The sequence below is a fragment of the Nostoc sp. CHAB 5836 genome (assembly GCF_020829445.1).
GTDB lineage: Bacteria > Cyanobacteriota > Cyanobacteriia > Cyanobacteriales > Nostocaceae > Nostoc.
Window position 1 is genome coordinate 1 of record NZ_JAIVFV010000198.1, and the last position, 11,607, is coordinate 11,607.

General features: G+C 42.1%; 15 protein-coding genes and 1 pseudogene. 7 read left to right on the forward strand and 9 right to left on the reverse strand.

Going from position 1 to position 11,607, the window contains the following annotated elements; translation table 11 throughout:
- Positions 1-408 precede the first annotated feature (408 nt).
- The gene (locus tag LC605_RS27230; RefSeq protein ID WP_229550622.1) at positions 409-645 is read left to right on the forward strand and encodes a hypothetical protein; all 237 of its coding nucleotides are present in this window, start codon (positions 409-411) and stop codon (positions 643-645) included.
- Positions 646-895: 250 nt separating this feature from the next.
- Here LC605_RS27230 and LC605_RS27235 read toward each other — a convergent pair whose 3' ends face one another.
- From LC605_RS27235 to LC605_RS27250, 4 genes are read right to left on the reverse strand one after another with little or no spacing between them, the layout of a single operon-like run.
- Complete coding sequence (locus tag LC605_RS27235; RefSeq protein WP_229550609.1) at positions 896-1,288, reverse strand: hypothetical protein; 393 nt, start codon at positions 1,286-1,288, stop codon at positions 896-898.
- Positions 1,245-2,051, reverse strand: a complete 807-nt coding sequence (locus tag LC605_RS27240) for a DNA cytosine methyltransferase (protein ID WP_229550610.1) — start codon at positions 2,049-2,051, stop codon at positions 1,245-1,247. Before LC605_RS27240 ends, LC605_RS27235 begins: the two co-directional genes overlap by 44 nt.
- A gap of 13 nt (positions 2,052-2,064) precedes the next feature.
- Entirely contained in the window at positions 2,065-2,463 is a 399-nt protein-coding gene (locus LC605_RS27245) for a hypothetical protein (RefSeq protein WP_229550611.1), read from the reverse strand.
- Positions 2,456-2,722, reverse strand: coding sequence for a hypothetical protein (locus LC605_RS27250; RefSeq protein ID WP_229550612.1), 267 nt, complete (start codon positions 2,720-2,722; stop codon positions 2,456-2,458). Before LC605_RS27250 ends, LC605_RS27245 begins: the two co-directional genes overlap by 8 nt.
- Before the next feature lie 256 nt (positions 2,723-2,978).
- Between LC605_RS27250 and LC605_RS27255 the strand changes: the two genes are divergently transcribed.
- Complete coding sequence (locus tag LC605_RS27255) at positions 2,979-3,338, forward strand: helix-turn-helix transcriptional regulator (RefSeq protein ID WP_229550613.1); 360 nt, start codon at positions 2,979-2,981, stop codon at positions 3,336-3,338.
- 247 nt (positions 3,339-3,585) lie between these two features.
- Positions 3,586-4,332 (forward strand): annotated as a pseudogene (locus tag LC605_RS27260) (formylglycine-generating enzyme family protein); the annotation flags it as partial.
- Between the two features lie 70 nt (positions 4,333-4,402).
- On the opposite strand, the gene LC605_RS33160 reads toward LC605_RS27260, so the two are convergent.
- Positions 4,403-4,537 carry a hypothetical protein gene (locus LC605_RS33160; protein ID WP_267868679.1) on the reverse strand — a complete coding sequence of 45 codons (135 nt, stop codon included), beginning with the start codon at positions 4,535-4,537 and terminating at the stop codon, positions 4,403-4,405.
- Positions 4,538-4,804: 267 nt separating this feature from the next.
- Between LC605_RS33160 and LC605_RS27265 the strand changes: the two genes are divergently transcribed.
- Both LC605_RS27265 and LC605_RS27270 read left to right on the forward strand, forming a co-directional pair.
- Entirely contained in the window at positions 4,805-5,167 is a 363-nt protein-coding gene (locus LC605_RS27265; RefSeq protein ID WP_229550614.1) for a helix-turn-helix transcriptional regulator, read from the forward strand.
- Positions 5,168-5,919: 752 nt separating this feature from the next.
- Positions 5,920-6,453 carry a hypothetical protein gene (locus tag LC605_RS27270; protein ID WP_229550615.1) on the forward strand — a complete coding sequence of 178 codons (534 nt, stop codon included), beginning with the start codon at positions 5,920-5,922 and terminating at the stop codon, positions 6,451-6,453.
- A 192-nt stretch (positions 6,454-6,645) separates the two neighbouring features.
- Here LC605_RS27270 and LC605_RS27275 read toward each other — a convergent pair whose 3' ends face one another.
- From LC605_RS27275 to LC605_RS27285, 3 genes are all read right to left on the reverse strand, one after another.
- Entirely contained in the window at positions 6,646-6,807 is a 162-nt protein-coding gene (locus LC605_RS27275) for a hypothetical protein (protein WP_229550616.1), read from the reverse strand.
- Positions 6,797-7,240 (reverse strand): transposase, encoded by a 444-nt coding sequence (locus LC605_RS27280; RefSeq protein ID WP_229550617.1) that lies wholly within the window; start codon positions 7,238-7,240, stop codon positions 6,797-6,799. Before LC605_RS27280 ends, LC605_RS27275 begins: the two co-directional genes overlap by 11 nt.
- 128 nt (positions 7,241-7,368) lie before the next feature.
- Positions 7,369-9,141 carry a bifunctional 3'-5' exonuclease/DNA polymerase gene (locus LC605_RS27285; protein ID WP_229550618.1) on the reverse strand — a complete coding sequence of 591 codons (1,773 nt, stop codon included), beginning with the start codon at positions 9,139-9,141 and terminating at the stop codon, positions 7,369-7,371.
- Positions 9,142-9,397: 256 nt separating this feature from the next.
- On the opposite strand from LC605_RS27285, the gene LC605_RS27290 reads away from it, so the two are divergent.
- Positions 9,398-10,465, forward strand: coding sequence for a hypothetical protein (locus LC605_RS27290; protein ID WP_229550619.1), 1,068 nt, complete (start codon positions 9,398-9,400; stop codon positions 10,463-10,465).
- Between the two features lie 3 nt (positions 10,466-10,468).
- Positions 10,469-11,200 (forward strand): hypothetical protein, encoded by a 732-nt coding sequence (locus LC605_RS27295; protein WP_229550620.1) that lies wholly within the window; start codon positions 10,469-10,471, stop codon positions 11,198-11,200.
- A 120-nt stretch (positions 11,201-11,320) separates the two neighbouring features.
- Here the strand turns inward: LC605_RS27295 and LC605_RS27300 are convergent, their stop codons facing one another.
- Positions 11,321-11,509 carry a hypothetical protein gene (locus tag LC605_RS27300; protein WP_229550621.1) on the reverse strand — a complete coding sequence of 63 codons (189 nt, stop codon included), beginning with the start codon at positions 11,507-11,509 and terminating at the stop codon, positions 11,321-11,323.
- Positions 11,510-11,607: the final 98 nt, after the last annotated feature.

Sequence of the window (11,607 nt, forward strand, 5' to 3'; positions counted from 1 at the left end):
GGAATTAAACCCCCAAACTTTGTTAATCAATTTCATTATTATTCTTATTATTCCTAACAGAATTTTGAATGCGTGAATTTCATTAAATGGTCATGGGCGAAAAAGCGAACTTGTACTGAGCGAAGCCAAAGTATTGCGAATTGGTTTAAGCCATCCATTCAGTCCACTGTGGGGCATCTGTCACCATTTGGGCAAACTTGTCCGGGTCAATATCCTCTCTCCTCCAGCATCACCCCACAACGCTCACCTGACAAGTTTACAATGTGGGCACAATAAGACATCAAGAACTTTCTTAAGATTTAGGTATATTTCTTGTGACACGAATCTACCAGATTTGCTTGCTCGTCTTTTTGAAAGTATTTCATGAACGAGTGAGCTTTTTCTACCTAAAAATTTTTTTGACAGCCCGTGCATTATCGCTCCATCCATGAAGCTCTGTTTGATCCGGAGGCGATCGCTCAACCTGCCCACTCACTGTTCATTCATGAAAACTTGAAATCCTTACCTCGTATAGTTTATAGCTTTTCAAGCGTGCCATTCCGCCCAGTCCGTAGTGAACCACGAGTTCGTAAACGTCGCCCCAAAATTTACCCCTTGATGACCAAGCCCCGGCATGAATTACGTAAACAATTACAAACTGCTTAAGTAAGTTGGCGCGAAAAAACCTAAATATGTTATGAAACGTAAATAGGCTTAAAACCCTTGTAAATGACGAAGGACAAATGACAAATGACAGCCTTAGCCAGTTAGCTTTAATTACGCCGACCTACTTACTCATCATTTTTTTCATTATTGTATTTCCAGTCAGTCAAGTTGGGAAAAGCAGCTTGAACTTGCTCTAAAACTTGTTGTATTTCAGGTTCTGTTAATAGCATTGTCCTCATCCTCTAAGAATTTATTTCTTAGCTTTCGCTCTTTTAATAAAACCGATTATTTCCTCTAAACTAACCCCCTCATTTTGCATAGATTGGATAAGTGCGATCGCCCCTACTGGCACCGAGCCAATACTCCGCCCCTTCCACTCACCATCCACCTTCTCTTCCCAGTTAAACCCCCAGCGCCAATGAGTAGGATTGTCGGGGTGTCTGTGACCGATTACACGGGGGTAGGATGCGATTCTTCCATCTTTCAGCTTCTTATTTTCTAAGTATTTGTAGAGAGAGCCCTTACGCTGTCTGCGTTTTGAGTGAGGCGCTCGCTTGGTATCCTCTTTTGTTTCCTCTAAGAAAATCTCTGGTGTTAGTTTATTCAGCGATTGAGTTAAGGTAGAGGATTCTTCTGAGTCCAATACTGGCAACTCTCCAGTCAAGGGCATTTCCGAGGGCTGCGCGGCGATGGCGGACGCTTCCATTTCCGCTAGCAACTCCAATGCTGATCTGTTTTCCTGTGGGTCTGTCCAGCCAAGTGGAAGATTGTAACTGCTCTCTAGAAATTCCGGGTTTACCACTTGCCCCGGCGCGATCGCACCTTTTTCCTTCAATCCACCCTCTTGCTTGGTCTGCCCAGGTGGTCGCCCCTTGCCACTGAAGCTCAATGCTCCGGGAGACGGCAACCAATAATACTCGCTCTCTAATAAAGGGAGCATCACAGTGGCCGCTTCCGAGAGTAATCCATTCCGCATCATACCCGCCGTCGGAAAGCTGCTGTAAAACATACCGGAAGTAACCGCGCTCATCTCCAATTCTTTCGGGACAAGTGAGCAAACCTGTGACGTTTTCAATAACGGCAAATCGGGGTTTGTAATTTGCAATAATTTTGAGGATTGCGGGGAAACAATCTCGCTCGTCGTCGGCTCCTTTGCGATCGCCTTCTGTGGAAAATGGAGGACAGGGCGGGGAAGCTGTGATGAGATCGATTGCTCCTGTGTAGTCAAGGGCAAGGTTTCGCACGTCTCCATAGTTGCGAATTCCTGGGAATCGTTTTGCGAGGATACCGCTACAGTAGGGGTCAATCTCTGCGGTTCCGATAAGCTTGAATCCAAGTTTTGTGCCGGCAACGGGGAAACCTGCACCAACTCCTGAGCAGAGGTCAAGTTGTGTGAGTTGCTGCATGACATGGTTTCCTCTAAGAATAAATCTGTAATATCAACGGCGATAATAAAGCGATCGCACCAGTTGCAATATCAAGTTGATTTTTATATTTTTCAAACTGTTGCTGAGTGGTGCGTTTCCAACCATCACGAGCGATCGCATCCAATTTTTTGCAGATGTAGAGGTCAAATCGTAAATCTAAGACTCCGTATTCTTTTAGATGGTAGTTGTCAAACTTATTACAGCCTTGACAAACCGGGATGCGATCGCGATTGGGATCGAAGTCGGGAATTATTAGCTCTATTAGATGCCTGTAAATTAGCCCTGTGTCCTGGCAACAGAAGCAATGCCAGGATGGTTGCCAAATTTCTTTGTCATCATTCTCGGTTTGTTCATTGATTGGCAGCCGTTCAAAGATTGGGAGGTCAGTCATGTTCACCTTCCTTCAACCAGCTAAACTGCTTGGTTTCTTTGCACCACTTTACAAACTCTATTTTTTCCTTATCAGACGCGAATTCGAGGGGGTTTGCTGTCTCCTCGATGATGGCTAGCCAGTCAGCAGTACGCGGGTCTGTTTCCCATTTGTGATTTTGCGCTGGGGAACTTTGCCCCTTGGATTTGTACCACTGACTACGCAGTTCATCAAAATTCTTCTCAATCCAACGCTGCGGGAGTTGGGGAGTATGGGGCAACTGTGCGGCTTTCTTCTTACCAAAGCGCTCCGAAAACCAGTCTCCAAGCTGGATTTATCGCCTTTTCCTGCACCCTCACGGACATTTGTGCAATTATCTTAACCTCTCACTGATGGGTGGAGGGTGATGCAGGAGTTGCCCAAAAATTTTCTGAAAATGTCCCAAAGGATTTCAAAGTTAAAGCTTATAAATATCAGCTTTGACTTTGAAATTTGTAGTATACACTAGATAGAAGTAAGCTTAAGGAGTTGATTTTGTGAACCAAACCTTGATTAAATGGAGATTAAAAGAAATTATGGCAAGGTATGACATTAGAGCTGGCGACCTTGCTAAAACAATGGGAGTTAGCCACAACTCCATAGCTAACTTGCGAAAAGCCAAAACTATGCCACGGCTAGATGGTGAATCCTTAAACAGACTATGCAATGCCCTAAATTATTTAGCCGAAGATTTACAAGGGGAAATTACTCCCACAGATTTAATTAGTTACACCAAAGATTCAGGTACACCTACTTCTGTTGAGATTCCTGGCGATAGCGGACGTAGCCTCTTGAACCAGAACAAAAATCCTCGCTCAACAGATGCTCAAACTCAGTCCTCTTTGTCCTCTGCCTAGAAAAAGCGATCGCCTTTGATCAAAGCAATGCCAAACAACTGTCCGGCTCTGGTCATATTGGAGCGATCGCCTGATTCATATTTTGATTCAGCAATGCCAATTGACTTGAGCAAACTACTATCGCAAATCTACTGAGACTGCTAATATCAATCTGGAATCCCGTTCTGTAGATTTGTAGCAAAATATAGATTTAATAGTTTTTCATCCCAGGAGCGATAGATGACTCAACAGGAATGGTTAATTGATGATGGGTTCACCAGAGGATGAACTAGAGCGCAGCGATTCAGAAAGTCCTCAGCATTTAGTAACTATTCAGAATTTTTGCATGGGTAGATATCCAGTCACTCAAGCACAGTGGAGAGCCGTAGCAGCACTACCACAAGTAAACATTGAGCTAGAAGCTGACCCATCGGATTTCAAAGGGGATCAACGACCTGTAGAGCGCGTTTCCTGGTACGATACGGTTGAGTTTTGCGATCGCCTCTCGCAACATACAAAAAGGCAGTATCGGCTACCCAGTGAAGCAGAATGGGAATATGCGTGTAGAGCGGGAACAACTACTCCATTTCACTTTGGCGAGACAATCACAACTGATCTTGCCAATTACAGGGGTACAGATAACGAAGAATATAAATGGTCGGGTTCTTATGGACGAGGACCAAAAGGTATCTATCGAGAAGAGACTACGCCTGTGAGCAGTTTTGGGGTAGCTAACGCCTTTGGATTATACGATATGCACGGAAACGTTTGGGAATGGTGTCTTGATGATTGGCACGAGAATTATGAAAGTGCGCCAACAGATGGTAGTCCGTGGTTTGATAACAAGAATAATAATCGTTCTCAATAGCAATTAAGTGCCGTGCTGCGGGGCGGTTCCTGGATCAATAATCCTGGAAACTGCCGTTCTGCGTCCCGCAACTACTACTTCAGGCGCGGCCTCCTCAACGACCCTTTTGGTTTTCGTGTTGTCTGCGCTGCCGGGAGGATTCTTTAGGAACCTTTCACCTGACAAATCCTAAAAGTCGCCTTATCTCAGCCGCACCCTATCGGGATAGGGTTGTTCATCATGCCCTGTGCAATATAGTTTCACTACCTCTCTTGTCCCCGGTGGGTGTTACGCCGAGTTCGGCAGCGATTCTTTTGAGGCGCGGGAGGTTGTAGCGTCCAAGGGCAAGGTGTGTGTGGGTTCGATGTGTCATAATGGAATCCTCAAGTAATAGAGTCAAAAGGCGATCGCTAAGTTTTCCAGACAGGGCGGTCGCTTTTTAGTTTTGGGTTGAGATCTGTTTCCCAACGCCTTACATATTTAATATACGCGAGACGTATACTGCTGTCAATACGTATCGCGTATATTTAAAGTAGTTTTGTGTAACTATATAGTATTCTTGTGTAAAATCAGGAAAAGTGATTGAGAAGAAGATTAATCGTTTTTCCAGTACGAATATTAGGATTGTGGGGTAAAGGTTATGGTTAAAACAGTGATACGCTGGAAACTTAATGAGGTAATGGCTCAAAAAAGGATTAGAAATAAGGACTTAGCGCAAGGTATTGGAATCACCGAAACCTCTGTTTATCGGCTCAGAAGAACTGATGAAATGCCTCGAATGAATCCTGAGCGGCTTAATGACATTTGTAGATTTCTCGATTGCCAACCAGGGGATTTGCTTGTCTACCAGCCAGATCCACAGGAAAGTGATTATGCTATAGCACAACAGGATAAAAGCGTTTCTGTAGATGAGAACCAACCAAAAACAAAAAAAGGTTCTTCTGAAAAGACTACTAGTAAGGTTGTTCCATTAATGCTGCCATTTGAGAGAAAAAAGGCGTAGAAGGCATCAGAAACATCTTTGCTGCTGAACTGAATTTACTCTCAGCATTGCCGTCGCTTTTGTTAGCGCGGCGCAAAGACTTCCCATAATGCTACGGTTCAAGGCTACAGGTGAGGATTAAGATCGGCAGTAGAGCGATCGCCCTTGAACATCATCGACGTAAATTCCCGTTACTGGGTCGAGTTCAAGATAATGCTGCTTGAACGTTTTCATGTAGGTTATGAGCAGATTTACCACAGCTAACAGTATTATATGAAGCTTGTATAAACTTGATTATTGCTTGATAAAAGATATCCTTAGCCAAGCTATAAAATTTACTTATGTATTTTTCATTATGAGTTCTACCACAAAACTATTTTTTCTACAAGAATAAATTGCGTTTTTGTCAAGAACAAAACAAAATTTCACAAGATATCGGATTTTTAATAAGGGAAAAAAATACATCTGTGCAAAGGATAAAATTTCGATTATAGGAAGGGAAATATGTATCAGGAATTACATAATGTTATATATTGAAGATTAAGTAAAGAAGTTTACTTGACATAGGAATAGTGAGAAAAATAACTATTATTGGGGTAATTACTAGAGATTACAAAAATCGGCGCCAAATAGAAAACTCTTCTTACAGGCGAATGATCGGACTGTCTGTGCAGAAAGGATTTTAGCTTTAGATTAGGTTTCTGTTTCAACGCTCATTTCCCCTCGGCAGACACTTTAATATAAAAGATTGTTGAAATAGCAGAGGCTAATTAATGAAGACACTTATAAGGGTATTTGTGGTATTAGTTCTGGTACTGTTCCCAAACATGACCTTGGCTGAACAAACATTGCTCTTAAATCTTAAGTATAAATCTGACAACACGGTGACAAAAGAAATTAAGTTCTATGGAAATGACATCGATCCTAATTCACGGTCAATTGATGACCAATTCTCTCTCTCTATTGATGGTCAACTCATCAAAGTACCCGAGAGTATTTACGGCAGACTAGAAGGTCTGCGGCGAAGCTTCAGTTATGACATTTTATCCGGCGGAATACAACAGAAAGAGATTGGGAAGTTTGGTTGTCTACTTGGTGGACCAGCTAAGGGTATTGTCCTCGATGCACGTTATCTAACCTACCAGAATACCAGAATAATCAGTAGTCAGATGCGGCCTGTTTTTAGCTTGGCTAGCAACTGCTTGTTCCCTGAGACCTACTCACCAATAAAATCCAATGCTCGTGAAGATGCTCGTGCGGTTGTTGAGATTCTAAACACTCTTAATCTTTTCCTTGCTAAAGAATAGCGTTCGCCACTAACGTAACAACGATACCGATTAGTATTTTCTGCTTGTTAGACTGGGACTTTTGATACTAGCTTTATTATTAAACGTGATAGGCTGTAATCACTCGGAGTTTGTCTGGAGAGTATATCGATTCTACTCTAGGAAATTGATTGTGAATCGAATGGCACTAAGAAAAGCCGAAACCCTTTTGGTTTAAGCAGTTTGCAATTGCTTGCGTAATTCATTCCTTGGTTTTGTCATTAAGGGGTAAGCTTTTGGACGACGTTTACGAACGCGTGGTTCGTTTCTAGCAGGGCGTAGTTTACCGCCGCAGGCATCGCTCACAGCCTTGTGAGCAACAACTTTAAGTTTCATTGCGATAAATTTGCTGGCGTTTTGCGTCGCTCTCAGTTAACAATTGGGGAATAAAGTTAATTAAATGATGACGAGTACCTTGCAATGATAAGCGATTTGGAGGCGTACCATAAGTAGTTCCTGCTGACCACATCAAGCTACGAAGTAGATTGTAAGCAAGCAAATAAACATAAATTTCTTTACGTACCATTGAAGGTGTTTTACATCGTAAAACATCCATACCCAAGGTAGTTTTGAGATGTCTTAAATCTAATTCAACATCCCAGCGTTGACCGTAAAGCCCAACAAGTTCTAGAATAGAATAAGTTGTTGTTTCGACTAAAGTAGTGATTAAACTGACTCTTTGAGTACGAAAACCAGGAATAACAATGTAATAGTAAATTTCTCGCACAGTTAGAGTTTGAGGTAGGGCATCAAATTCATCTTTACTCAATCCTTTGGGACATTTTCAGAAAATTTTTGGGCAACTCCTGCATCACCCTCCACCCATTTCGCTGTGTTTGATGCGGCAGCGATCGCTTGACCATTCGCTCACTATTCATTGATTAAAAGCTGTAATCTTTATCTGGCAAGTGTTTCAGCTTTTCTTAGTGCCATTCGGCTGAGAAACTTTTGGGCAGCAGCAACCATACAATTGTGTAATATATGGCTAATTTGGTCAACTTCAGTCTCTGGACATTCCAGTACAATTTCATCATGTCTTACACAGATGAGTTTTGTTCTGAATTTAGCTAAAGTCGTTGAAAGTTTTACCATAGCTAATTTGTTGATATCGGCATTTAAACCTTGTACTGGATGATTAAATAGCTCTGATAATCGGGGCTTGTTTACCCATCTCCGTCGTCTATTTGCTAGTGTACGACTTTCCTTAATGCCTTGGATGTATTTACGTTTGATGTTTTCATGCCACTTAGCTATTCCAGGATAAGCTTCAAAGAATCGTTTAGAGAAAGCTTTTGCTTGTTCTAATGTCATTGCCACCCCATATTTTACTTGGGCGTAAATTTGGAGTTTGGCAGCGCCCATACCGAAAATCAATCCAAAGTTTATTGCTTTTGCTAATCTGCGGTCTTCTTCAGTCACTTCATTGATATATTTTCCAGTTACTAGAGATGCTGTTAATCGATGTAAGTCAGCCCCCTGGCGATAGACTTGGCACATCTTTGTATCACCACTAAGCCGAGCCATAATTCGTAGTTCTATTTGGGAGTAATCGGCTTTGATAATTTTATAGCCAGGGGCAGCAATGAAGCAGCTACGAGCAGCTTCATCACGGGGAATATTTTGTAGAGGTGGTTTGCGGCAAGAAAATCTACCGGATTTTGCCCCTAATTGATAATAGTTGGGATGAATTCTCCCAGTTTTGGGGTGGATATGCTGGGGTAGTTTCTCGGTAAAAGTGCCGATAATTTTAGATAGACGGCGATAATCTAGCAATGCTTGAATTATGGGATACTGTGCAGCTAAAGAAACTAATTTACTTTGATTAGTTGAGTTGATTTTAATACCAATAGCTTGGAGAGCAGCCAAAACTTGCTGAGGTGAATTCGGGTTGACTGTATCTGTCAGTTCTGGCAGCAATGACATCTGAGAACTAGCAATACGGAGTTGCTTGAGTTGCCTTAAAGCATCTGTTTTTTCAGTTTCTAGTTTTGCACCCAGTATCTGCCATCGGGACAAGTCAAATAGCATTCCGTTAAGTTCCATTTGAGCTACAACAGGCATACACTGAAATTCCAGTCGGGCAATTTTGAGTAACTTTGCCTGCTTTAACTTGTTGAGGAGAATTGGGTAAAGGTCAAGTAATATGGCAGCATCTACGGCAGCATAGTGCAATTGAACCGATTTAAGAGGTTTACACCAATCGCTGATTTGTTGAGTTTTATCTAGTTGAATGTGTAGTAGCTTTTTAGTTATATTTTGTAAGGATGAGCTTGTTTTTAATCCTGCGGTTAGAACTTTATAAGCAAGTTGGGTATCAAAGAATTGACCAGAGGGTTGAAGTCCTGCGAGTGTGAGAAATTGCCAGTCGAACTTGGCATTATGTGCAATTTTGACAGCAGAGTTACAAAGCAGTTTTTTGAGTAGTGGGCGATCGCTTTTGGGAATAGCTGGTAAATCAATCAGCACTACTGGATGGTTTGGTGCAGCTATTTGAATCAGTCTAATAGAATCAGTTAGAGGGTCAAGTCCTGTTGTTTCACAATCTATGGCTAAAACTTCTGCCTGAAACAGAGGTTGGAGAGCTGAATTAAGAGTTGAAACATTGGAAACAATAGTATATTCTGGAGTATAAATACTGGAATTATTTGTATTTATTAAGCTTGTATTCATAATGAATTTAATTTGAATTTCTCACCTAGAAGCGATAGCTTGTATCCCACGTTCCGCACCCTGGGGTGTCACATAGTGTAATTACTAAGTTTTTGTGATTGTTGTAGTTGCAGATTATGCTCATGCATCTTCATATTTAAGTTATTTTACTGGTTTTATGTATATTCAGTAGCTTTGTTTATGTCTAAAAACCAGTAAAAACCGATTGTGACAGTTGAGGGTGCGGAATGTAGGTTGTATATGTACCAACTTCAAATTGGAGAATACAGGTCGTAGCGATCACCTACGGTGGGCGTTCCACCATCGCAGTAAGTTAGAAGGTAAGCAGTGGATTTCCGGGAAATACCAAGAAGTCGAGGGCGGACGGGGTATCCTGAAAGCAGTGAATAACGGTCGAGAACCAACAGGACGGCTACCGTTTGGTAAAGCTTTTAAGGTGGTGGTAATGGAGCCGGATGAAACTACTGATACGGTAGATACGGCTTTGTTCTTTCGGTTCTGTGCTTGGCGAATGGGTTGTACACCTTATTTTATTGGGCCTGTTCCTTTTTTCAGCTACAAGGTTAACTCTCTGATATTTGTAGGTAATTTGAGTGAACAGAGGACAAATACTACGTCTTTACCAACTGGAGCGACAAGAGAGCCTAAAGCTAGCACTACCAACCGTACTGGAGTAAGAGAGAAGATTAATCCATGCACGTTTAGTAATGGTAGTCAGTCGATAACAGGTCAATCATTGTCCGGTATTGATTTGCGATCGCTCTCAAATGCAATTGCGGAGATTGAAAGCGCTGGTAGCGGAGATTACAAAGCAGTTGGTATACATACCTGTGCGGATGGAGGTTTAAATTGTGGTCGCGCTCTCGGTCGTTACCAGTTCATGAGTTATAACCCCTATGCAGTGCAGTTAATTGCTGCCAAGCCTGGAGGTAAAGAGTTTCTGAGTCAAGTGGAGCAAGGGCATCAACCAACAGAGGCTGAACTATTTAAGTTTTTTCCTCCAGCCGACCAAGATAGGGCATTTATGGCTGATATGGCTAACAAAATTCAAGTGACACAAGAGCAAATCGATCCGGCTACAGGACAGCCATTTACGGGCGATCGCCTAATTGAACGAGTGGCTCAAAAGCATTTTGGTGGTGATTACAGCAAAGTTGATGGAAATGGCTCAGATGCCCTCGGTCGCCTCAGTCTCAAAGATTACGGCAAAACCGCTTTAGCTAGTTATCGCAACAGTAATAGCGATAATGGAACGCTGACCTGTTCTCCTAATGTAAATTCTAGCTACATCAGCACTGCTAAAAATACTGAAAATGGGAGGTAGAGTATGACAGATTTATCTAAAACCTCTATTACCTCAGCCCATGAGATAAAAGAAATACTGGATACTGATGCCAATTCAAAAATACACTTTGGACAAGCAGCGGAAGGAAAGGGAGTTTATTCTGACTCCGCCTCCCCTACTCAGTCTCAACCACTGAAGACAACTGCATATCAATTACCAGCACCGACTATGAGGGTACGCTACTGGATTCATTGGTTTCGCATTGGTTTGGGCATCTTTTTGTTGCTGTCGATTCTCATGAGCTTAGGGGGCTGTAGCTTAAATGCGGCAACCGTTACTTGGAACAAAGCTGCTAATGTTGTGCCTGCTACAGTCGTTGAACAGGTGATTGTAGAAAATACAGAGTTAAATTCCAAAGTATCTGCTAAAAATATACTGGCTTGGAGTGTGGAAGGAAAAGACGGTAGGTTCGCAGTTTTCAACTTGAATACGCCTGATGTCTGTGGTGCTTTGGGATGTCTGTATACTGGTTACTGGCTCAGAAAGGACAAACCAATTACTCAGGTATTCTTGAGTTACTTGAATCCCAATCTGCCAACAGGTAAGCATTTGTTGTCAGTGGGAGAGAACCGAGGTCAGGCATTACCATGCATTAAGGTACTGCAAACCGAGCAAGAGCAACTACGCCAATTGAATTTTTGTTTCAATGGCACTGGCTATCAACTTGCTGATAGTCAGCTTTTCACTACTGGTAAAAATTCCCAAAGGGCCTAACGTTCCCAATCACCCGCCGCAGATAGCCTTGGATTCCAACCGATAACCTCTCGGCGGTCGGTGTGCATTGGGGTTGTTAGGCTCCTTCTTCATTTTTTTATTTTGATCACCTAACTATGATTAAAGAACCCCAAGCTGGACTTTAGCGGCATTGATATGCTCATCCATTTTTGTTTTGATAGCGAAAATGGCGTAATTTAAGGGTGAAGCTGAATGGCGCTCTACAGAATGCTCAAAAATGCTTTCCCATACCTTTCCTCCAGATTTTTCATACCAATATATCCCACATTCCGCACCCCTTACTGTCATAAGCGGTTATTACGGTAATAAATGAAAATCACAAGAATAAAATAATACATAAAAGGATATTTGAGGAATAAAAGTGGCACGAATCTTATTCTCAATAA